At 68.7% G+C, this 21,713-nt stretch carries 19 protein-coding genes; 13 read left to right on the top strand and 6 right to left on the bottom strand.

The genetic code is table 11. The features are described from left to right. Positions 1 to 7 precede the first annotated feature (7 nt). Positions 8 to 808, bottom strand: a complete 801-nt coding sequence (locus P3102_RS30110; protein ID WP_276371417.1) for a DUF3105 domain-containing protein — start codon at positions 806 to 808, stop codon at positions 8 to 10. A gap of 204 nt (positions 809 to 1,012) precedes the next feature. Between P3102_RS30110 and argS the strand changes: the two genes are divergently transcribed. The 6 genes from argS to rho all read left to right on the top strand — a co-directional run bounded on the left by argS (position 1,013) and on the right by rho (position 9,835). Continuing rightward, positions 1,013 to 2,668, top strand: coding sequence for an arginine--tRNA ligase (gene argS, locus P3102_RS30105; RefSeq protein ID WP_276363725.1), 1,656 nt, complete (start codon positions 1,013 to 1,015; stop codon positions 2,666 to 2,668). A 6-nt stretch (positions 2,669 to 2,674) separates the two neighbouring features. Next, positions 2,675 to 4,108 (top strand): diaminopimelate decarboxylase, encoded by a 1,434-nt coding sequence (gene lysA, locus P3102_RS30100; RefSeq protein WP_276363724.1) that lies wholly within the window; start codon positions 2,675 to 2,677, stop codon positions 4,106 to 4,108. A gap of 3 nt (positions 4,109 to 4,111) precedes the next feature. Continuing rightward, complete coding sequence (locus P3102_RS30095) at positions 4,112 to 5,422, top strand: homoserine dehydrogenase (protein ID WP_276363722.1); 1,311 nt, start codon at positions 4,112 to 4,114, stop codon at positions 5,420 to 5,422. Beyond that, positions 5,419 to 6,480 carry a threonine synthase gene (thrC, locus tag P3102_RS30090; RefSeq protein WP_276363721.1) on the top strand — a complete coding sequence of 354 codons (1,062 nt, stop codon included), beginning with the start codon at positions 5,419 to 5,421 and terminating at the stop codon, positions 6,478 to 6,480. The genes P3102_RS30095 and thrC overlap by 4 nt, the downstream gene beginning before the upstream one ends. Then, on the top strand, positions 6,477 to 7,358 hold the full coding sequence (thrB, locus tag P3102_RS30085; RefSeq protein WP_276363719.1) for a homoserine kinase: 882 nt from the start codon (positions 6,477 to 6,479) through the stop codon (positions 7,356 to 7,358). Before thrC ends, thrB begins: the two co-directional genes overlap by 4 nt. 419 nt (positions 7,359 to 7,777) lie before the next feature. Beyond that, positions 7,778 to 9,835 (top strand): transcription termination factor Rho, encoded by a 2,058-nt coding sequence (gene rho, locus P3102_RS30080; RefSeq protein ID WP_276363718.1) that lies wholly within the window; start codon positions 7,778 to 7,780, stop codon positions 9,833 to 9,835. Positions 9,836 to 10,299: 464 nt separating this feature from the next. Here rho and P3102_RS30075 read toward each other — a convergent pair whose 3' ends face one another. Continuing rightward, entirely contained in the window at positions 10,300 to 10,845 is a 546-nt protein-coding gene (locus P3102_RS30075; RefSeq protein ID WP_276363716.1) for a CHAP domain-containing protein, read from the bottom strand. Positions 10,846 to 11,067: 222 nt separating this feature from the next. Between P3102_RS30075 and rpmE the strand changes: the two genes are divergently transcribed. Both rpmE and prfA read left to right on the top strand, forming a co-directional pair. After that, entirely contained in the window at positions 11,068 to 11,295 is a 228-nt protein-coding gene (gene rpmE, locus P3102_RS30070) for a 50S ribosomal protein L31 (RefSeq protein WP_007028345.1), read from the top strand. An 80-nt stretch (positions 11,296 to 11,375) separates the two neighbouring features. Then, entirely contained in the window at positions 11,376 to 12,446 is a 1,071-nt protein-coding gene (gene prfA, locus P3102_RS30065) for a peptide chain release factor 1 (RefSeq protein ID WP_276363710.1), read from the top strand. A gap of 9 nt (positions 12,447 to 12,455) precedes the next feature. On the opposite strand, the gene P3102_RS30060 is transcribed toward prfA, so the two are convergent. The 4 genes from P3102_RS30060 to P3102_RS30045 form a co-directional block, all read right to left on the bottom strand. Next, positions 12,456 to 13,382, bottom strand: coding sequence for a hypothetical protein (locus P3102_RS30060; RefSeq protein ID WP_276363708.1), 927 nt, complete (start codon positions 13,380 to 13,382; stop codon positions 12,456 to 12,458). Positions 13,383 to 13,430: 48 nt separating this feature from the next. Continuing rightward, entirely contained in the window at positions 13,431 to 14,168 is a 738-nt protein-coding gene (locus P3102_RS30055) for a hypothetical protein (protein ID WP_276363707.1), read from the bottom strand. A 336-nt stretch (positions 14,169 to 14,504) separates the two neighbouring features. Further along, complete coding sequence (locus P3102_RS30050) at positions 14,505 to 15,938, bottom strand: hypothetical protein (RefSeq protein ID WP_276363705.1); 1,434 nt, start codon at positions 15,936 to 15,938, stop codon at positions 14,505 to 14,507. A 31-nt stretch (positions 15,939 to 15,969) separates the two neighbouring features. Then, positions 15,970 to 16,749 (bottom strand): alpha/beta fold hydrolase, encoded by a 780-nt coding sequence (locus P3102_RS30045; RefSeq protein ID WP_276363704.1) that lies wholly within the window; start codon positions 16,747 to 16,749, stop codon positions 15,970 to 15,972. Positions 16,750 to 16,808: 59 nt separating this feature from the next. Between P3102_RS30045 and P3102_RS30040 the strand changes: the two genes are divergently transcribed. The 5 genes from P3102_RS30040 to P3102_RS30020 all read left to right on the top strand — a co-directional run bounded on the left by P3102_RS30040 (position 16,809) and on the right by P3102_RS30020 (position 21,545). Beyond that, positions 16,809 to 17,156, top strand: a complete 348-nt coding sequence (locus P3102_RS30040; protein WP_276363702.1) for a MerR family transcriptional regulator — start codon at positions 16,809 to 16,811, stop codon at positions 17,154 to 17,156. A 7-nt stretch (positions 17,157 to 17,163) separates the two neighbouring features. Next, the gene (locus P3102_RS30035) at positions 17,164 to 17,712 is read left to right on the top strand and encodes an HD domain-containing protein (protein WP_276363701.1); all 549 of its coding nucleotides are present in this window, start codon (positions 17,164 to 17,166) and stop codon (positions 17,710 to 17,712) included. A gap of 84 nt (positions 17,713 to 17,796) precedes the next feature. Then, a complete protein-coding gene (prmC, locus tag P3102_RS30030) occupies positions 17,797 to 18,663 on the top strand; it encodes a peptide chain release factor N(5)-glutamine methyltransferase (protein ID WP_276363699.1) in 867 nt (288 codons plus the stop codon). A 128-nt stretch (positions 18,664 to 18,791) separates the two neighbouring features. Continuing rightward, positions 18,792 to 20,777 carry a M6 family metalloprotease domain-containing protein gene (locus P3102_RS30025; protein ID WP_276363698.1) on the top strand — a complete coding sequence of 662 codons (1,986 nt, stop codon included), beginning with the start codon at positions 18,792 to 18,794 and terminating at the stop codon, positions 20,775 to 20,777. Positions 20,778 to 20,894: 117 nt separating this feature from the next. Further along, positions 20,895 to 21,545, top strand: coding sequence for an L-threonylcarbamoyladenylate synthase (locus P3102_RS30020; RefSeq protein ID WP_276363696.1), 651 nt, complete (start codon positions 20,895 to 20,897; stop codon positions 21,543 to 21,545). Positions 21,546 to 21,713 lie beyond the last annotated feature (168 nt).

Genomic DNA, 21,713 nt, shown 5'->3' with positions numbered 1-21,713 from the left:
TGGCTCACTACTTGCTCGCGGGCGCCGAGGGCTGGGTGGCGGGCGCGGACGGCATGCCGCTCTGTCCGGCGCCGGGCTGGTCCTGCTGCGTGCCGGCGGTGCCCTTGTAGTCCATCGGCTTCGCGTCCGGCCCCGGCGGGGTCGGGTCGAAGTCGCCCGGCTCGATCTGGGCGTCGCAGGTGGCGTCACGCTCGGGGTACGCGCCGTACGGGTTGGTGCGCAGCGCGGCGATGAACTGGTCGATCCGCTCGTCGGAGGCGGAGTCGAGCTTCAGCTGGTGGCCCCAGGACTGGAGCGAGATCGGCTTGTCCAGGTTCGGGTACGGCGACATCACCGTGTACGGCTTGCCTTCGACGCGGACCCGCAGCAGCTCCAGCGCGTCGCCGGAGATCTGGGCCGGGTTGTAGGCGATCCAGACCGCGCCGTGCTCGAGACCGTGGACCATGTTCTCGTTGCGGACGGCCTTTTCGTAGACGACGCCGTTGCACGCGGCCCAGGACTGGTCGTGCGGGCCGCCGAAGGGCGGGATCTTGTCGTAGGCGACGCGCTCGGTGGCCGTGACGTGCGCCTGGCCAGGATAAACGGCGGTCACGACCCCGGAGATGCGCTTCGAGGGGTCCGGGTCCTGCTGCGAAGGCGCGAAGGCGGCAGCGGCTTCTTCGCGGGTCTTCTGCTCGCGTTTCGGAGCCGAGGCGATCATGTAATAAGTGACCACCGAGGCGGCGAGGGCGACGATCGCGACGACGGCGATGATCGTGCCCCAGGGCGTGCCCTTCTTGGACACGACGGAACTACGGGCGGCCTTCATGGCGTTCTTCGACGACGCGCCCTTTTTTCTGGTTGTCCCGTTAGCCATGGCTCCTGCGTTCTCCAAAGGGGGTGGTCCCTGCGCGGGCCAGTGTAGAGACCGCGCGTCTGATCACCGTGAACGCACCGCTTGATCACCGGCTTGGCTCACACCTTCCGGCGGTCGCTGCGAACCGCGGACCAGGTCACACCTAGAATTCCGCGAGTGACTCCCGCAGCTCTCGCCGACCTGGTCCGTAACTCCGCCGTGCAGGTTCTCACCGCGCGCGGCCTCGACGATTCCGTGCTGCCGGAGAAGGTGACGATCGAACGTCCCCGCAACCCCGAGCACGGCGATTACGCGACCAACCTGGCGCTGCAGGTGGCCAAGAAGGCGGGGATGAAGCCCCGTGACTTCGCCGACGCGCTGGCCGAAGCCCTCGCCGCGACCGACGGGATCGACTCGGCCGAGGTCGCCGGGCCCGGCTTCCTCAATCTGCGGCTCGCCGCGGGCGCGCAGGGCCAGATCGTCCAGCAGGTGCTCGACGCCGGCGAGAAGTACGGCGTCGGCGAAACGCTGGCGGGCGTCAAGATCAACCTCGAGTTCGTGTCGGCGAACCCGACCGGCCCGATCCACCTCGGCGGCACGCGCTGGGCCGCGGTCGGCGACGCGCTGGGCCGCGTGCTGTCCGCGCAGGGCGGCCTGGTCACCAGGGAGTACTACTTCAACGACCACGGCGCGCAGATCGACCGCTTCGTCCGGTCCCTGATCGCCGCCGCCAAGGGCGAGCCCGCTCCCGAGGACGGCTACGCGGGCGGCTACATCAACGACATCGCCGCCGAGGTCATCCGCCAGGAGCCGAGCGCGCTTTCGCTGCCGGACGACGAGCGGGCCGAGACCTTCCGCCGGGTCGGCATCGAGCTGATGTTCACCGAGATCAAGCAGAGCCTGCACGATTTCGGCACCGATTTCGACGTCTACTTCCACGAGAACTCGCTGCACGACTCCGGCGCCGTCGCCTCGTCGGTCCAGCGGCTGAAGGACTCCGGGAACCTGTACTTCTCCGACGGCGCCTGGTGGCTCAAGTCCAAGGAGCACGGTGACGACAAGGACCGCGTCGTCATCAAGAAGGACGGCAACCCCGCCTACATCGCCGGTGACCTCGCCTACTTCCAGGACAAGCGCAAACGCGGTTTCGACCTCTGCATCTACATGCTCGGCGCGGACCACCACGGCTACATCGCCCGCCTGAAGGCCGCCGCGGCCGCCTTCGGTGACGACCCGGCCGTGGTCGAGGTCCTGATCGGCCAGATGGTCAACCTGGTCTCCGAGGGCAAACCGGTCCGGATGAGCAAGCGGGCGGGCACCGTGATCACCATGGAGGACCTGGTCGGCACCGTCGGCGTCGACGCGGCCCGCTACGAGCTGATCCGCTACTCCGTCGATTCCACTTTGGACATCGACCTCGACCTGCTGCGCAAGCACTCCAACGACAACCCGGTCTACTACGTCCAGTACGCCCACGCGCGGCTGGCCTCGTTGCAGCGCAACGCTTCCGACCTCGGGCTGAAAACCGATGGCGAAGTCGACTTCGGCCTCCTCACGCTGCCCGCCGAGGGCGAGCTGATCCGCACGATCGGCGAATTCCCGACCGTCCTTCGCCGGGCCGCGCTGCTGCGCGAACCGCACCGCGTCGCCCGGTACCTCGAAGAACTCGCCGGCGCGTACCACAAGTTCTACACCGTGGGCCGGGTTCTTCCCCAGGGCGACGAGGAGGCCACCCCCCTCACGTTCGCCCGGCTCGCGCTGTGTCAGGCCGCCCGCCAGGTGCTGGCGAACGGCCTCGACGTGCTCGGTGTCTCTGCTCCGGAACGGATGTAACCCAGAATGGCTCACCCCGCGGGTCCCCGCCACGCCGACGTCCACCCCCACGCCGACGCCTCCGGTTTTCCGCCGTCGAGTCCGGAAGAACTCGACAGGCTGTACCCGAAAGTCTGGCCCCGCAACACTTTCCGTGGCGGTGACGGCGTCGTCCGCATCGCCGGCGTCGACGTCCGCGAACTCGCCGAGCAGTACGGCACGCCGCTGTTCGTCGTCGACGAGGCCGACTTCAAGTCCCGCTGCGCCGACTACGCCGAGGCGTTCGACGACCCGGCGCTCGTGCACTACGCGTCCAAGGCGTTCCTTTCCATCGAGATCGCCCGCTGGGTGGCCGAGCAGGGGCTGAGCCTGGACGTCTGCAGTGGTGGCGAACTCGCCGTCGCGCGGCGCGCGAACTTCCCGGCGGAGCGGATCACCTTCCATGGCAACAACAAGTCGCTGCCCGAGCTGGAAGCCGCTGTCGAAGCCGGCGTCGGCACGGTCGTGGTGGACTCCTACTTCGAGATCGCGCGGCTGGCCGATGTCGCCGCGCGGCACGACGTCGTGCAGAACGTGCTGATCCGGGTCACCGTCGGTGTCGAGGCGCACACCCACGAGTTCATCGCGACCGCGCACGAGGACCAGAAGTTCGGTTTCTCGCTGGCCTCCGGTGACGCGGCCGAGGCCGTGCGCCGCGTGCTCAACGCGCCGTCGCTCAAGCTGATCGGCCTGCACAGCCACATCGGTTCGCAGATCTTCGACGCCGACGGCTTCGAGGTCGCCGCCCGCCGCGTGGTCGGCCTGCTGGCCGAACTCGCCAAGGAGCACGGTACCGACCTGCTCGATCAGCTGGAGATCGTCGACCTCGGCGGCGGTTTCGGTATCGCCTACACCGACAAGGACAACCCGCCCCCACCCGCGCAGATGATCACGCAGATCCGCGAGATCGTCCGCAAGGAATGCGAGTACGCGGGCCTTCCGGTGCCGAAGATCGCCGGTGAGCCGGGCCGCGCCATCGCCGGTCCCGGCACGATCACGCTCTACGAGGTCGGCACCATCAAGGACGTTTCGCTCGGCGACAAGGCCTCCCGGCGTTACGTCAGCGTCGACGGCGGGATGAGCGACAACATCCGCACCGCGCTCTACGACGCGGTGTACGACTGCCGTCTCGTTTCCCGCTCGGCCGACGACGACGGGGACGGCCAGGCCGCCGCCGCGTTGTCCCGGGTCGTGGGAAAACACTGTGAGTCCGGCGACATCGTCGTCCGGGACTGCTGGCTCCCCGACACTCTTGCTCCCGGCGACCTGCTCGCCGTGGCGGCCACCGGGGCGTACTGCTACTCGATGGCCAGCGGCTACAACCGGCAGCCGCGGCCCGCGGTGGTGGCCGTGCGCAACGGCAGCGCCCGGGTGCTGCTGCGGCGGGAGACGACGGACGACATGCTGCGCCTGGAGGTCTAGCAAGTGTCTACTGTGGACGGACGCGTGATCAGGGTCGCCCTGCTGGGCTGCGGAACGGTCGGCGGCGAGGTGGTCCGGCTGCTCACCGAGCAGGCCGAGGAGCTCGCCGCCAGGGCGGGCGCGCGGGTGGAGCTGGCCGGGATCGCGGTGCGGCGCCCCGACAAGCACCCCGAGCTGCCGCCGGAGCTGGTGACCTCAGACGTGACGAAGCTCGTCACCTCCGAAGACGTCGACGTCGTCGTCGAGCTGGTCGGCGGGATCGAGCCGGTGCGGCAGTGGCTGCTCGACGCGCTCAAAGCCGGGAAATCCGTCGTCACGGCGAACAAAGCGCTGCTGGCCGAGCATTCCGCGGAGCTGTTCGAGGCCGCCGACGCGGCAGGCGCGGACCTGTACTTCGAGGCGGCCGTGGCCGGGGCGATCCCGTTGCTGCGCCCGCTGCGCGAATCGCTGGCCGGTGACCGCATCACCCGCGTGATGGGCATCGTCAACGGCACCACCAACTACATCCTGTCCGCGATGGACTCCACCGGCGCCGGCTACGCGGAAACGCTGGAAGAGGCCAGCAGGCTCGGATACGCCGAGGCGGATCCCACGGCCGACGTCGACGGCTACGACGCGGCGTCCAAGGCCGCCATCCTCGCCTCGCTCGCGTTCCACACCAGGGTGACGGCGTCCGACGTGCACCGTGAGGGCATCGCCGACGTCACCGCGTCGGACCTCGCCGCGGCGAACGTGCTGGGCCGCACGGTGAAACTGCTCGCCATCTGCGAGCGCGTCACCGCCGACGACGGCACCGACTCCGTTTCGGCGCGTGTGCATCCGGTGATGATCCCGCGCAACCACCAGCTCGCCGGGGTGGGCGGCGCGTACAACGCCGTCTACGTCGAGGCCGACGCCGCCGGTGAGCTCATGTTCTACGGTCAGGGCGCCGGTGGCGCGCCGACCGCGAGTGCCGTGCTCGGCGACCTCGTCGCGGTGGCTCGAAACCGGGTCGTCGGCGGCCGTGGCCCGCGCGAATCCGCGCACGCCGCGCTCCCGGTCAGGCCGATGGGCCAGACGCCGACGCGGTACCACGTCAGTCTCGACGTGGCCGATCGAGCGGGCGTCCTCGCCCAGGTGGCCCAGGCGTTCGCCGGGCACGGTGTCAGCATCGCCGCGGTGCGGCAGCGCGACGCGAACGACACGGCCAGCCTGGTCGTGGTCACCCACCTGGCGCCGGACGCGGCACTGCGGTCCACTGTGGACGACATTGCCGAGCTCGATGTGGTGCACCAGGTCGTCAGTGTGATGCGTGTGGAAGGCGAACACCAGTGATTCCCCAACCATGGCCAGGGATCATCCAGGCTTATCCCGACCGGATCCCGGTCCCGTCCGGCGCGAAGGTGATCACGCTCGGCGAGGGCAACACCCCGTTGCTGCCCGCCCCGCACCTCTCGGGACTCACCGGCTGCGAGGTGTATCTCAAGGTCGAAGGCGCGAACCCGACCGGGTCGTTCAAGGACCGCGGGATGACCGTGGCCATCACGCACGCGCTCGCCAGCGGGCTCCAGGCGGTCATCTGCGCCTCCACCGGCAACACCTCGGCGTCGGCCGCGGCGTACGCGGCCCGCGCCGGGCTCACCTGCGCCGTGCTCGTGCCCCAAGGCAAGATCGCGATGGGCAAACTGGCCCAGGCCGTCCTGCACGGCGCGCGGATCCTGCAGGTGGACGGCAACTTCGACGACTGCCTCGAACTCGCGCAGAAGACCGCGATCGACTATCCGGTGACCTTGGTCAACTCGGTCAACCCGGTGCGCATCGCCGGCCAGAAGTCGGCCGCGTTCGAAATCTGCGACGTGCTCGGCCGGGCGCCGGACATCCACTGCCTCCCGGTCGGGAACGCGGGCAACATCACCGCGTACTGGGCCGGATATTCCGAGTACGCGGGCGACGGTGTGGTGAAGAACACCCCGCGGATGTTCGGCTTCCAGGCCGCCGGTGCCGCGCCGCTGGTGCACGGCGAGCCGGTGGCCGACCCGGACACCATCGCGACCGCGATCCGCATCGGCAGCCCCGCCTCCTGGGACGGCGCGATGAAGGCGAAGAACGCTTCCACCGGGCTGTTCGAAGCGATCACCGACGAGAAGATCCTCGAGGCGTACCGGCTGCTGGCCCGCAAGGAAGGCGTGTTCGTCGAACCCGCTTCGGCGACCAGCGTCGCGGGCCTCCTCGCCACGGCCGCGGACGGACGCCTGCCGCGGGGGGCGACCGTCGTATGCACCGTCACCGGACACGGTTTGAAGGATCCGGCCACGGCGCTGGAGGGCAACGTCGAGGTCGAGCCGCTCGCCGTCGACCCGACCGCCGTCGCCGCCGCGCTGGACCTGCGATGACGTTGATCGAAGTCAAGGTCCCGGCGTCTTCGGCGAACCTCGGCCCCGGATTCGACACCCTCGGGCTGGCGCTCGCGCTGTACGACCGGGTCGAACTCCAGATCAGCGACGCGGGACTCAAGGTCGAGGTGACCGACGTCGGCGCGGGCGGCGTGGACGACGTCCCGACCGACGAATCGCACCTGGTCGTCCGGGCTTTCCGCCGTGGTTGCGAGCACCTCGGACTCGAACCGCCCGGCCTGCATCTGCGGTGTTTCAACGCCATCCCGCACGCCAGGGGCCTCGGCTCGTCCGCGTCCGCCGTGGTGACCGGCGTCGCGGCGGCGTACGCGCTGGCCGGGCAGGCTTTGGACGACGACGCGCTGCAACTGGCGGCAGGCTTCGAGGGACACGCGGACAACGCCGCCGCGAGCCTGCTGGGTGGCTTCGTGGTCGCCTGGAACGAGGGCGAGCGGTTCCGCGCCGAACGGCTTCAGCCGCATCACGACATCCGGCCCGTGATCGCCGTTCCGGCGCTGCGATCCTCGACCGAAGCGACGCGCGGACTGCTTCCCGCGCAGGTCCCGCACGCCGACGCGGCGTTCACGGCGGGCCGCGCGGCGCTCGCGGTCCACGCGCTCACCGCGCGCCCCGACCTGTTGCTCTCCGCGACCGAAGACCGGCTCCACCAGCATTACCGGGCGCCCGCGTATCCGGCGAGCAGTGAACTGGTGCGCGCGCTGCGGGCCGAAGGGGTGGCGGCGGCCATTTCCGGAGCCGGTCCGACCGTGCTCGCGCTGACCACCGGCGGAATACTCCCGGCAGGCGTCGACGTTACGTCTTTCGAAGTCACCGAGCTGCCGATCGATCCGGGCGGCGTCCAGGTTGCGGCCCAGTAAAGCCTCGGTCACGGGCAGGCGCCCCGCCCCGCCACGCGGGGGGTGGTTGTTGCACCGGGCCGTGACGCGGTCTACCCTCGGGGGCGTTCGATCACCGTGCGTTTCCGCACCCGGTGCCGGTCCAGGTGACCAGTGTCATCCTTGGCCCGCATCCTTCGTTGATCCGCCGTTCCGCACACCGCCTTGGCAAGCGGGGGGTAGCGGATGGACGCAGGCGGGTTCCCGGTTCCGGCGGTGCCGAATTCCGCTTCCTCCGTTTGGAGGAAGCAAATCCCTGTGCTGGAGGCCTTCTAGCTGTGTTCAACACGGCCGAGGAGTTGCTCGCCCGTATCGGGGGCCATTTACGCCGTTTCGCAATCGGACGCGAGCGGCGGTCCGCTGATCCACCTGGAGGCGTGGATCGGTCAGGAAGGACATTTGTGAGCAACACCGATCTTTTGAGCGACGTCGAAGGTGGCGCCGCCGAGTCGAACGGCGCCGTCGCTCCCAAGCGCACGGTCGGCGGACTGACCGGCAAGACCGTCGCCGAACTGCGCTCGATCGCTGGGGACCTCGGCATCGGCGAGACGACGGGCATGCGCAAGGGCGATCTGATCGCGGCCATCCGCGAGCGCCAGGGCAAGACCAAGCGCAAGACCCCCGCCGCGGCGAGCGAAACGCTTCCGCTCGAGGGGATCGACGCACCGCGCAAGGCTCCCAAGGCCGAAGCGCCCAAGACGGAGGCCCCGAAGCAGGAGGCCCCGAAGGCCGAAGCGCCGAAGGCGGAAGCCGCCCCGGCCGAAGCCCCACGCGGCGAAAAGGTCGCCGAGAACGGCGCCGCGCCGGCCGCCGAGCGGCCCGCGCAGCAGGAGAACGCCCAGCAGGACGGCCAGTCGCAGCCGGAAGAGGGCGGCCGTAGCCGTCGTCGTCGCGGCTCCAACCGCGCCGCGGGTTCGCCCGAACAGGGTGGCCAGCAGCGTGACCGTGGCGACCAGCGTGACCGTGGCGAGCAGCGTGATCGCGGCGACCGGGGTGACCAGCGTGAGCGTGGTGACCGGGGTGACCGCAACGAGCGTGGTGACCGCGGGGAGCAGGGCGGCAACCGTCAGGGCAACCGCGACGGCAATCGCGACGGCAATCGCGACGGCAATCGCGACAACCGTGGCCAGGACAACCGCCAGCGCAACCAGCAGGGCGGCGGCCAGGACGGCAGCCAGCGTCAGGGCCAGGGCCCGCAGGGTGACGACGACGAGGAAGGCGGCCGTCGCGGCCGTCGCTTCCGCGACCGTCGCCGCCGGGGTGCCGGCGGTGGCCGTGAACAGGGCGCTTCGCCCGACACCGAGATCCGCGAGGACGACGTCCTGCTGCCCGTCGCGGGCATCCTGGACGTACTCGACAACTACGCGTTCGTGCGTACCTCGGGCTACCTCGCCGGGCCGAACGACGTGTACGTCTCGCTTTCGCTGGTCCGCAAGTACGGCCTGCGCCGCGGTGACGCCATCACCGGTGTCGTGCGCCAGCCGCGTGACGGCGAGCAGCAGCGGCAGAAGTTCAACCCGCTGGTGCGCGTCGACTCGATCAACGGCCTGGAGCCGGACGAGGCCAAGCGCCGTCCCGAGTTCACCAAGCTGACCCCGCTGTACCCGAACGAGCGACTGCGCCTCGAGACCGAGCCGCACAAGCTCACCACCCGCGTCATCGACCTGGTGATGCCGGTCGGCAAGGGGCAGCGTGCCCTGATCGTGTCGCCGCCCAAGGCAGGCAAGACGACGATCATGCAGGACATCGCGAACGCGATCTCGACGAACAACCCCGAGTGCCACCTGATGGTCGTGCTCGTGGACGAACGTCCGGAAGAGGTCACGGACATGCAGCGGTCGGTGAAGGGTGAGGTCATCGCCTCCACCTTCGACCGTCCGCCGTCCGACCACACCTCGGTCGCGGAGCTCGCCATCGAGCGCGCGAAGCGGCTGGTGGAGATGGGCCACGACGTCGTCGTGCTGCTCGACTCGATCACCCGGCTGGGTCGTGCCTACAACCTGGCGGCCCCGGCGTCCGGCCGGATCCTTTCCGGTGGTGTCGACTCGACGGCGCTGTTCCCGCCGAAGCGGTTCCTCGGCGCGGCGCGCAACATCGAGAACGGCGGCTCGCTGACGATCTTCGCCACGACGATGGTCGAAACCGGATCCACCGGTGACACGGTCATCTTCGAGGAGTTCAAGGGCACCGCGAACGCGGACCTCAAGCTCGACCGGAAGATCGCCGAGCGGCGCGTGTTCCCCGCGGTGGACATCAACCCGTCCGGTACCCGCAAGGAAGACCTGCTGCTTTCGCCGGACGAGCTCGCGGTCACCCACAAGCTGCACCGGGTGCTGCACGCGCTGGACTCGCAGCAGGCCATCGACCTGCTGATCTCGCGTCTGCGCAAGACGAAGACCAACATCGAGTTCCTCATGCAGGTCTCGAAGACGGCCCTCGGCTCGAACGACGACGACTGATCCTTCGGTCGCCTTCATCACATCAGGAGGCCCCTTTCCTCACGCTGGACGCGAGGAAAGGGGCCTTCTTGTACTCGGGCGCCACGGTCTGTGCCGGGCGAGTCCGGCCGCGATGCCGTGAGAGCCTCCTTGAGGGGACCCAGAGTCCTCAAGGAGGCCCTCACGGCCCTCGGAACAACACCTTGAGTCCCAGCAGCATCTCTAGTCACACGGCGGCGCGTCGAAGGCGCCAGCCGAGAAACTCGACCTTCGCCCCTTCCGGTAACCGGACCGCGCTGGGCCGGGGTGGTCGTGAGTGGTCCATGAGGGCCTCCCTGCCTTCACGCCTTTCGAAGTACATGAAGGACCCCATCCTTGCGCCTGGGTACAGGAAGGGGGCCTTCATGTACTTCGACCGAACGCCACAGGTACCTGAGAAGAGGCTCGCCGGCACCCGAATCGCCACTCAGGACCCAACGGAGTGCTCAGCGGCGCGGAACCGCCGCGGGGGTCCAGCCACGGTAGTTGTTGAAGTAGCGCACGCTCGACGCGTGGCCGATCTTGCCGCCGATGCTGGTGGCGTAGATCCCGCCGGAACCGTCGGCGATGCCGACGTGGCCCCACTTGCTGATGTTCCAGTACACGAAGGAGCCCTTCGGCGGCGTCCCGGTCGTGCGCTTCGGGCTCGCGCCGTTCCAGTGCGCGTTGGCCGAGGCCCAGACGCCGGTGGTGCCGTACGCGTTCTCGACGGCCTTCTCGCAGAGGCCCTGGTACGCGGTGGAGCCCATGCGGTTCTTGAACCACTGGACGGCACCGGCGGGCGTGCCGTCGCCGGCGCCCTGGATGGCCAGGTCACCGTCGGACAGGGTGGTGAACGTTCCCGCGGCCGGGTTGATGTCGGCGGCGGTGATGGTGGCGCCCGCTTCGGGGGCGGCCGGAGCGGCCCCGGCGACTGGAGCCACGGCGAGGGCCGAGATGGCCAGCGCGGCGACGGACGCCGGCTTCGCCACCTTGGCGAGGATGCTGCGCATGATCAGTACCTCCTGTCGAGGAATTACCAACAGTGAGGACGATCCCGTGGCCAAGTACAAATTTCGTACAACCGGGCGTAGTAGTTGATAACTCAACGTGGTGGAATACTCCGGCAGAGGGGTGCGTTGAGTCCACTGCCAGCACATCTGGCAAAATCATCCGCTGAAGTCCGGCACCGGTTCACCCCGCACGGGGACCCGGGGCCAACGAGAGAGGACACCATGAAAAGCGGTATTCACCCCGAGTACGTCGTCACGCACGTGAACTGTGACTGTGGCAACGAATTCACCACGCGCAGCACCAAGACCTCCGGCAACCTCCACGTCGAGATCTGCTCGAACTGCCACCCGTTCTACACCGGCAAGCAGAAGCTCATGGACACCGGCGGCCGCGTCGCGCGCTTCGAGGCTCGCTACGGCAAGCGCAAGAAGGCCGAAGACGCCAAGTAGCTTGAACGACGGCGCCTACCCGCATGTCCGGGTAGGCGCCGTTTTTCATGGTTTCGTCCAGGTCGTTGAGAGGTGGAGTGGTGGATTCGAGTTCGCTGTGGGGTCTGCTCGAGGAGCACGCCCAGCTGGAAGAGCAGCTGGCCGACCCGTCCGTGCACGCCGACCAGGCGCGTGCCCGCAAACTCGGCCGCCGGTACGCCGAGCTGAGCCCTGTCGTCAAGACGATCCGCGAGCTCGACACCGCGCGCGACGACCTCGAGACGGCGAAGGAGCTGGTGTCGGAAGACTCGACCTTCGCGGCCGAGGCCGAGGAGATCTCCGCCAAGATCCCCGCGCTCGAAGCGAAACTCACCGAACTGCTCCTGCCGCGCGACCCGTACGACGGCTCCGACGTGGTCATGGAGATCAAATCGGGTGAAGGCGGCGAGGAGTCGGCGCTGTTCGCCGGCGACCTGCTGCGCATGTACCTGCGCTACGCCGAGCGTCACGGCTGGAAGGCCGAGGTGCTCGACTCGGTCGACTCGGACCTCGGCGGCTTCAAGGACGTCACCGTGTCCATCAAGAGCCGCTCGGCCGCCGTCGACGGGGTCTGGGCACGCCTGAAGTTCGAAGGCGGGGTGCACCGCGTGCAGCGCGTGCCCGCCACCGAATCGCAGGGCCGCATCCACACCTCCGCCTCCGGCGTGCTCATCTACCCCGAACCCGAGGACGTCGAGGTCGAGATCGACCCGAACGACCTGCGGATCGACGTCTACCGCTCGTCCGGCCCCGGCGGCCAGAGCGTGAACACGACCGACTCGGCCGTGCGCATCACGCACCTCCCGACCGGCGTGGTCGTCTCGTGCCAGAACGAGAAGTCGCAGATCCAGAACCGCGCCCGCGCCCTGCAGGTACTGCAGGCCCGCCTCCAGGCGATCGCCGAGGAGGAGGCCGCCGCGAAGGCGTCGGACGCGCGCCGCTCGCAGATCCGCACCGTCGACCGCTCCGAGCGGGTCCGCACCTACAACTTCGCCGAGAACCGCATCGCCGACCACCGGGTGAACTACAAGGCGTACAACCTGGACCAGGTTCTCGACGGCGACCTCGACGGCGTGCTGGACGCGCTCATCACCGCGGACCGCGAAGAGCGGCTGGCCGAACACGCCGGCTGATCCGGCGGGTCAGAGCCACGACCTCGGTGCCGGTCCGTTGTCGAAACGGCCCTCATTGAGCTGTTTCTGGAGGTATTCCTCCGTATAGGACGATCGATAGGTTTCGTCCAGCAGGCCGACGGCCTCCGCTTCGGCCTTCCCGATGAGGCGGAAAGGTCCTTCGATGGGGCCCGCGCCACCGTACTCACCGAACCGACGTCCCGAGACGGTCACCGCGTTCCAGTAGAGATCGGGCGGATCAGGGAACAACTCGAGCAGACTCGGATGATTCCCGATGATCTGCCAAGTTCCGTCTTTGATCAGTCGAGTACCGGTGTGGATCGGGATGTGCCGGGCGCGATGGCGGCCCACCTCGCCCACCTCCGGCCGCGAGAAGACACCTTCCAGCAGCCCGATGGCGAGGCCCATCCTGTCGTTACCGATCACTACCGCCAAGTGGTATCCCTGTGGTTCCGCAGGGATCGCGAAGACGTCGCCGGTCTTCGACCGGAAACTCTTCTTGACTTTCGGCAGTGTGAGCGCATGGATGTCCTCGGCCGCGATATCGGCGAAGGCGCGCTCGCTTGCCTGAAGAACCTCGAGGACACCGTTCGCGAGCTCCTCGGTCGACATCGTCGGGGTACCGTCGGCCGTGTGCCGGTCCATGAGAAGCGTCAGGAACGCACCGGCCTCGGCGAAGGTGTTGTCGTTGAGCGAAGCCACGCTGTCGGAAAGTTCGGCTTCGTACCATCGGCCGTTCTTCTTCTTCGCCTTCATCAGCAGGGGAACGGGAGCACCAGGAAGGACATCCTCGTCCGGTTCGATCGCGAGGCTCATTATTTCGAGGAATTCACCGAGTGTCGGCTCTTCGCCGATCTCCTCGGTGAACGCCTCGAAGACATGATCCAACGCTTCCAGGGCGCTTCGCAGATCTTGCGGGGTGAGCGGCGGGTTCACGATCGGCTCCGGTCAATCGATACTCCAGCGAACGGGCTCCACAGCGTACTAGCCGGGTTCGGTGGAGAACGGGTCGTCCTCCAGTCCGGTATGGATGGCCCGGACGGACATGCCCACCTGGGAGAGCCTGTCGGTCACCTCGCTCGTGACCCGGCTGAGCGCCTCTTCGCCGCTTTCTCCGGCATGAGCGGGGAAAGCCGACAGCAGCACCGCTTCGCAAGGACCCGCGTCCGTGCTGATCCGGATCAGCGAGGCCGACAGGTCGGTCGCGGGACGGCCGCACAGGTCCACGGCCAGCCGCAGGTCACCGGTGGGGACGTAGAGATGCACCCGTGAGATGACATCGGTTTCCGCGCGCGGGGAGAAATCGTGCCGGGGGACATATGCGGGTTCACGCGGATCGGTGCCGCCGACGGACGCCATCAGTGAATAAAGCGTGTATCCGTCGGCTTGGGTGTCGTAGGCGGTGTAATTTCCGTATTGACCGGTCTCCGGCGTGCCACGAATTTCGAAGAATTCCGCGTTCAGGCCGAAGTGGAACAGCGCCGGTACCGCGGCCCGGTGCAGCGTTTCGGCAGGCTCCTCGCCGTCCGCCGGAGGGGTGCGATAGCCGACGGAAACCGAGTAGCCCGTCCAGCCACCTTCGGGATCCGCCCGGCAGATCTCCAGCTCGGTGGCCTCGAACTCGCCGATGAGACGTTCGCCCAGCGCGGCGGCAGCGGCGAAATCCTCGGTATCGATATTCGCGGATATCCGCGTGACGACTTCCGTTTCCCGGAGATCCATGACTGGCTGGCGGGCCCTTCGGTGACGACAGATGCGCCTCAGTCTACGTGTCACCCGCGTCGCGTGCTGTTTCGGCTGCCGGCGCCGGGAATCCTCGGGCGAACAATCGATCACCGTCGTGCGGCTGGTTCGCGATGGACTCAGGAAAAGCAAATCTTTCTCGACCCTTGCCGGGAATTCTTTGTCATCCGCGCCCGTGACGCCACCACGAAGCCCGCTGCCTCCGGGCTGCTCAGTTCGAACAGCAGGGCCGACGATTCGAGCGTTTCGGGAGATGGATCGTGCCCATGCTCTGCGGTACCGGCTGAGAATGACTGACCGGGTCCTGTTGAAGCCTCAGCCGGAGACGGACGCCGTCTCCGGCTCGCGCTCTTCGACGGCCGGCGTCTCTTCCTTCCGCCGCGGCAGGAACGAGAGCGCGGCGAAGGCGGCGGCGAGCAGGGTCGGGTAGATCGTCAGCTGCTGGTGCTTGACGTTTTCGATGCCTTCCGCGAGGCCGGAGACCAGGATCTGGCCCATCGCGAAGAGCAGGAACATGAGCACCACGATGCCGACGTCGCGGCGGCCGGTGCGGTTCCGGAAGGCGCGGAGCCCGGCCCAGCCGATCAGCAGCCAGATCGGCAGCAGGGCGAACAGGCCCAGCGGCGCGATCCAGCCGGTGATCCCGGACAGCACCGGGACGCGGTACTCCTTGGCGAGCGGCGGCTGCCCGGCGTGTTCGCCGAAGCTGCCGAGGTTCGGCACCCGCGCGGTCAGCGTCTCCTGCGCGGACCGGTGCAGCATCTGGACCACGCGGCCCGGATGGTCGAGGTAGTACTGGGCGACGTTGCGGCGGCTGATCTTGTCGCGGTACCGGGCGTACTCGGGGTCGCGCCAGGCGGCGTTCGCGCTCCACCAGCCCGTGCCGATGTACTTCGCGAATTCGGGTGGGAGGCCCAGCGCGGCCAGGTCGGCGTTGGTGTCGTGCTTTCCGTCCACGATCCCGTTGAACACGACGTGGTACATGTTGGCCTCGCGGTACTCCGCGTTGGCCGAGTCGCCCGCGCCCTGCACCAGCGCGGTTCCCGTGCCGACGACGGCGAGCACGGCCAGCGGCAGCGCCCACCGGGCGAGGCCACGGGTGCCCGCCGGGCGGACGAACAGCAGCGCGAGCGCGAACAGCGGGATCAGCAGCAGTGTCTGCGATTTCGCGTTGATGCCGATCATCGCGCCGAGCACGGTGACCGCGGCGCCGGTGTAGCGCCACGGTCCGGTGCGGTGCATGAGCAGCAGCCCACCGGCGAGCAGGAGCATCCCGACGAAGGCGGCGCCCTCGCTCAGGACCGAGGCGAAGTAGCCGAAGAAGGCCGAGTCCGCCGCGACCAGCAGCAGCGCGGCCGTGGCGATGACGCTGTTCCGGACCGAGAGGCGCAGGCCGACGACGATCGCGGCGATCCCGCCCGCGACCAGCAGACAGCCCAGCACCCCCAGGACCAGCAGGTTCAGGATCGCGGACGAGCCGAGCAACTGCCCGATCCCGCCGGCGAGCTTGTCGATCCAGCTCTGACTGGAGATGTAGTCGCTGTTGCAGGCCGGAGCGGGGCCGTAAGAGAAGCGGACGAAGTATTCCGAAGGCCGGTCGAGCTCACGGGCACCGAGCCGGCACAGGATGCGCCAGCCGTCGCCGTTGTCCGCCATGCCGATCGGCCGCGGAACCAGGAAACGGGCGAGGAGCACCCCGAGCGCGGCGAAGAACACGCCAAGGGTCAGTCGGATTTCCCGGATCTTCACCCGCGTCACCTTAGAAGATTTCGCAGGGTGATCAGTTCCTACCCTCGCCTGCGGAGAGGAACTTCTGGAGCACGCCGAGCCATGCGTCGCTGGCCTCCACGCCGATACCGTGCCCGGCCTCGATCTCGACCAGTTCGGCACCGGGAATCCCGGCCGCGAGTTCGCGGGAATGGGCGGGCGAGACCAGACCGTCCAGGGTCGTGGCGATGACGAGGGTGGGGACCGAGATCCCGGCGAGTTCGGCCCGGGTGTCGACACCGGCGACCAGGGCGACGTGTTCGGGGCTGCCCTCCGGGATGAAGCAGGCGAGTCCTTCGATCGCGGCTTCGAGCTCCGAAGGTGACAACGCGTTCAGGTGCTTCTCGCCGGTGGCGGCGAAGGTGAGGAACTTCGCCAGTAGCCGCCGGTCACCGCCCAGCAGTTCGCGCCAGATGTCGACGGCCAGCAGAAGCCGGTTGTCCGGTTTCGTGAACCCGGCGGTCAGGATGAGACCGGTGACCCGATCGGGGTGCCGCGTCGCGGCGCGGACGGCGACTCCGGTGCCGAGGGAGTAGCCGAGGATCGTGAAGCGGTCGAGCCCGGCGTCGACGGCGATGGAGACCAGCTCGTCCGCGATGGTGTCGAGGTCCAGCGGTTCGCTACCGCGCGGGGTGGCCCCGGAGCCGGGGTAGTCGGGGCCGACGACGGTGTGCGTGCGGGCGAGGTCGTCGACGATGCCGCCGAAGTTGCCCTCGACGCTGCCGCCACCGCCGTGGGCGAGCAGCAGGCCGGGGCCGGAACCGCGGACGATGTGCGCGAAATGATTCGTCATGCCGGCGACGTTAGGTACTGACATCGATGTGAAGGGCAACCACGGATGACGGGGGTCACATGCTGATCGGCGAGCTGTCCCGGCGGACCGGCGTGAGCCATCGGCTGCTGCGCTATTACGAGGAACAGGGGTTGCTGGTCTCACGACGCGACTTCAACGGCTACCGCACCTTCGACGACGACGCGGTCACCACGGTGCGGCAGATCCGCGCGTTCCTCTCGGCGGGGTTGAGCACGCAGGTCATCGCGAAGGTGTTGCCGTGCGCGAACGGCGAACTGCCGGAACTCGACCTGTGCCCCACGGTCGTGGCGGAGATCCGGCGGGAATTGGCCGAAATGGACGACCGCATCGACACCCTCCGGCAGCGGCGCGGGACACTGGCCGGATATCTCACCGCCGACGCGTAGGAGAACTGTGGAAGCCCTGGCCAGATTCGGGTTCGAACTGGGTGTGCTCAAGCGGATCCGCCGGGCCGGGTGGTGGCAGGCCGGGGTCCGCGACCCCGAATCGGTCGCCGAGCACACCACCCGGGTCGCGCAGCTGGCCGGACTCCTGGCGGCCGAGGGCGGCGCCGAACCGGCACGGGCGGCGTATCTCGCGCTCTGGCACGACACGCAGGAGACACGGACCGGCGATCTCCCGCATACGATCAAGGGTTTCGTCGAGAAACCGGATCCACGGGCGATCACCGCCGCGCAGACGTCGGCGCTCCCCGGCGCGGCGCGTGATTCGGTGCGTGACGCCGTCGACGAGTACGAAGCCGCGGAAAGCCTCGAAGCGCTTTACGCACGCGACGCGGACAAGCTCGAAATGCTGCTTCAGGCCCTCGAGTATCGCGATGTCGGCGTACGGAACGTCGATGAGTGGATCGCTTCGGCGATGAAAAACCTTCAGACCGACCTGGCGCGTGGTGTGGCCGAAGCGGCGCTGACGTTGTCGTCGCTCTCGTGGCGGGTGCGCTGAAAGGAATCGATACCCTGGGCCCGCGTGTATCGACCCCGGCACGCGTGCCTCGTGTGTCAGGCTTGACTCTGTGAAGGAACACCAGTGAACCGGCAGCCGTTGCGCCTCGCCATCATGGAAGCGACCCGCATCCTCACCGAGGCCGGTGTGGCGTCACCGCGCTCGGACGCGGAACTGATCGCCTCCCATGTCCTCGGCGTCGACCGCGGCCGGCTGCCGATGGTGCCGCTGGTGGACCCGCCCGTCATCGACGCGATCGGCCAGCTCGTGAACCAGCGGGCCAAACGAATTCCGCTGCAGTACCTCACCGGCTGGGCCGCGCTCGGCGACATCACGGTGAACGTCGGCGCCGGGGTGTTCGTCCCGCGCCCGGAGACCGAACTGCTCCTGGAATGGGGCCTCAAACTGCTGCACGGGCGCGAGTACCCGGTGGTGGTCGATCTGTGCACCGGCTCCGGCGCGCTGGCGCTGGCCGTGCAGCACGCGCGGCCGGACGCGGTCGTCTACGCCGTCGACATCGACGCGCAGGCGCTCGCCTGGGCCCGGCACAACGCCGACGTCCACGCCGACGCGGGGGACACCCCCATCCGGCTGTACTCCGGTGACGTCGCGGACAGCACGATGTTCGCCGAACTCGACGGGCTCGTCGACCTGGTCCTGTGCAACCCGCCGTACGTGCCGGAAGGCACCCCGGTGCCGGCGGAGGTCGCCGAGCACGATCCGCCGCGGGCGGTGTTCGCGGAGGAGAGCGGGCTCGCGGTGATCCGGCACGCGATCGCCGCCGCCGCCCGGCTGCTGCGGCCCACCGGCGGGATGGCGATCGAGCACGACGACACGCACGGCTCCGCCGTCCCGGCGCTGGTGCGGGCGCGGCGGGTGCTGACCGACGTGCGGGGGCACGTCGACCTCGCCGGACGGCCCCGGTTCGTCACCGCCCTGCGCGTCTCCTGAGGTTTCCGGCGGGTAAGGCCGGATAGTTAGCGAGACTCACGACTTCCGGCGGTGCCCAGGGCAAAGCCCACCTCCTAACGTCGGTCCCGGCCGCCTCGTTCGGCGGTCCGACTGGGAGGTGTACCCCGATGCGATCGTCTCTCCGACGAGCCCCACTCAGCACACTCGCCGTCCTCGCCACCGTCGCGTTACTGCCGGGTCTGGTCGCCCAGCCCGCGTCCGCCGCGGTGCCCGTGAAGGGCTGGCCCGCCCCGATCGACGGGTCGACCTGGGAGAACCAGGACCACATGACGTGGGACGACTACCGCAAGCCGCCCGGCACCAACTGGGCCGACCCTTCGCTGAAGCCGACAAAGCGGACGTTCAAGGGCGCCGTGGTGCTCGCGGACTACCCGGACCAGGAGTTCGCCGTCACGCAGCCGGCGCGTTCGACGGTGTTCGGCAATCCCGGCCCCGCCGCGAGCAACGTCCCCCGCGCGAACGTCGCGCAGTTCTATCAGGACTTCCTCAACAAACCGCAGGCGCTGAACCAGGGCCACACCATCAACGAGTACTGGATGGAGGACTCCGGCGGCAGGATGGGTGTCGACCTGACCGCGTTCGGGCCGTACCGGCTGCCCGGCAAGTCCTTCGAATACGGCATGGAGTTCCAGCCCGACGCCTGTCCGCCGGGCGCGAACTGCAAACGTGATCTCCGCGCCGACGCGGGCGCCGCCTGGCGGGCGGACGTGGGCGACGTCTCCAAGCAGTTCGACTTCATCTTCTATCTTTCCGCCGGCCAGGACGAGAGCGCGACCTGGCAGGAATTCGGCGTGATGAAGTTCGGCGAGCCGGGGAACGTGCCCGACGAATTCGGTCCCGGTGTCGCCGGAATGCCGAACGCCGCCTCCACCCGTTACGTCCCGTGGACGTCGTGGAAATCGGCGGCGAGCATCTGGCCGAACGCGGTCACCGGCTCCTCGACCCAGGCCGAAAGCTCGGGTCAGGCGGTGTACGCGCACGAACTGAGCCACATCCTCGGTATCGGCGACAACTACAACAACCCGTTCGGCACCCCGCCGTCCAGGACCTACACCGGTCCGTGGGAGATGATGTCGCGCGGCAGTTTCAACGGCCCCGGCGGACCGCACACCCGCTGGCAGATCCCGGCGACGCAGGGCGGCTCGATGGGCTCGCACCACATGCTGCGCACCAAGATGAAACTGGACATCATCGACCTCGAAGACGTCCTCAGGATCGACCGGAACCAGCTCGCCGAGAACGGGCCGGTCTCGGCCAGGATCACGGCGCGTTCGGTCCTGCCGGGGCAGGGCGCCTACAGCGGCATCACGATCGCGCTCAACGGCGGGGACCTCTCGCCGAAATGCGATCGCTCGAAGGACCCGTTCTGCGACGGTGGCGGCTACGACAACTACACCGTCGAGGTCGTCGACCGGATGGGCAGCGATTCCTTCGCCCCCGATTCCGGCGTCATCATCGCGAAGACGAAGAACCAGGACAACGCGCCGTTCGAATGGATCGTCGACGCGAACCCGGCCGACATCGGCATGACCGACTACAAGAAGCCCGACGGCACCGCGGTCCCCATCCCCATCGGTGATTACCGTCAGCTCAACGACGCCGCGTTCAAGGCGGGCACCGGTTCGGCGAGCAAGTACGAGTACACCGACGTGGCGAACAAGCTCAAGTTCCTCGTCTCGGACGTCGAGCGCGACCGCAAGGGCGTGCTGTCCTACGTCGTCACGGTGGCCTCCCTCGACGGGGCGGGATCGCAGGCCAGGGGCGTTTCGCTGTGGCCGTCGGCCCCCGCGTTCGCCAAGCAGGGGCTCGCGAGCTGCTCGTTCCCGGTGTTCAACACCGGCAACGCGAAGGGCGCGGCGGCGCCGTACGACACCGACACCTACCGCCTGAGCGCGTCCACCAGCGCGAAGGGCTGGCAGGTGCGGCTGCCGAACGAGCTGTCCACCGTCCCGTTCGGCGGACGGTCTTCGGCGACGGCGCACGCCAAACGGGCCGCGGGCGGTGACCACGTCGCGCACATCAAGCTGACCGCGACGTCGATCGCGGACCCGGCGAAGACGGCGACGTCGTTCTGCACCGCTTTCGCCTTCTGACCTCCGCCCTCGGCTGCGATGAAGGGGCCTTTCCTCGCGAAATTCGCGAGGAAAGGCCCCTTCATCGCACAGGGCGGGCGCCTTCGCGAATCCGGCACAGCGCTAGGCTCACGGGCCATGAGCGCGGTGTACGACTGCAGCAAGCGTGAATCGCGGGCCGACGGGCTCGCCGCGGCGGCGAGCGCGGTGCGCTCCAGCCGCCTCGTCGTCCTCCCGACCGACACGGTCTACGGCATCGGCGCGGACGCCTTCGACGGTGGCGCCGTCCAGTCCCTCCTGCGGGCCAAGAACCGCGGCCCGGACATGCCGGTCGGGGTCCTGGTCGGTTCCTGGTCCACTGTGGACGGCCTCGTGCTCGGCACGCCGCCGCAGGCCCGCGCGCTCATCGAGGCCTTCTGGCCCGGCGACCTCTCCATCGTCCTGCCGCACGCGCCGAGCCTGCAGTGGGATCTCGGCCAGTCACGCGGAACGGTGATGCTGCGGATGCCGCTGCACCCGGTCGCGCTGGAACTGCTGCGGGACGTCGGCCCGATGGCGGTCTCCAGCGCCAACGTGTCCGGTCAGCCGCCCGCCTCCACCGCGCAGGAGGCCGTCGACCAGCTCGGCGACAGTGTCGCGGTGTACCTCGACGGCGGGTCCACCGGAGAGCCCGTTCCGTCCACGATGGTCGACCTCACCGGCGACGACCCGGTCATCCTGCGGGAGGGCGCGGTCAGCCGTGCCGCCGTCGCGGAGGTACTGGGCGTGCCCGCGGAGTCACTCGCCTGAGCGCCGCGTGAGCGGATGGACGACACGGGTGACTCGCCGGACGACTCGCGTGCTCGGATGGACGGCACATCCGCGGCCGATCCGCCGCGGGGCAGGACCGTTGGCCGCCGTGTCCCCCTGGCGCGGTAGCGTGTTCGAGTGACTTGGACCTCGGCGGCGTAACGCATC

This window comes from Amycolatopsis sp. QT-25 (assembly GCF_029369745.1).
GTDB lineage: Bacteria > Actinomycetota > Actinomycetes > Mycobacteriales > Pseudonocardiaceae > Amycolatopsis.
The sequence above is the reverse complement of the archived record's forward strand: the minus strand, read 5'-3'. Positions and strand labels throughout refer to the sequence as shown.

Excerpts from the sequence above, each read along its gene's own strand:
- rpmE (WP_007028345.1), top strand. The coding sequence starts at position 11,068 with ATGAAAAGCGGTATTCACCCCGAGTACGTCGTCACGCACGTGAACTGT.
- P3102_RS30075 (WP_276363716.1), bottom strand. The coding sequence starts at position 10,845 with ATGCGCAGCATCCTCGCCAAGGTGGCGAAGCCGGCGTCCGTCGCCGCG.
- P3102_RS30055 (WP_276363707.1), bottom strand. The coding sequence starts at position 14,168 with ATGGATCTCCGGGAAACGGAAGTCGTCACGCGGATATCCGCGAATATC.
- P3102_RS30110 (WP_276371417.1), bottom strand. The coding sequence starts at position 808 with ATGAAGGCCGCCCGTAGTTCCGTCGTGTCCAAGAAGGGCACGCCCTGG.
- lysA (WP_276363724.1), top strand. The coding sequence starts at position 2,675 with ATGGCTCACCCCGCGGGTCCCCGCCACGCCGACGTCCACCCCCACGCC.
- P3102_RS30020 (WP_276363696.1), top strand. The coding sequence starts at position 20,895 with ATGAGCGCGGTGTACGACTGCAGCAAGCGTGAATCGCGGGCCGACGGG.
- thrB (WP_276363719.1), top strand. The coding sequence starts at position 6,477 with ATGACGTTGATCGAAGTCAAGGTCCCGGCGTCTTCGGCGAACCTCGGC.
- P3102_RS30025 (WP_276363698.1), top strand. The coding sequence starts at position 18,792 with ATGCGATCGTCTCTCCGACGAGCCCCACTCAGCACACTCGCCGTCCTC.
- P3102_RS30045 (WP_276363704.1), bottom strand. The coding sequence starts at position 16,749 with ATGACGAATCATTTCGCGCACATCGTCCGCGGTTCCGGCCCCGGCCTG.
- P3102_RS30040 (WP_276363702.1), top strand. The coding sequence starts at position 16,809 with ATGCTGATCGGCGAGCTGTCCCGGCGGACCGGCGTGAGCCATCGGCTG.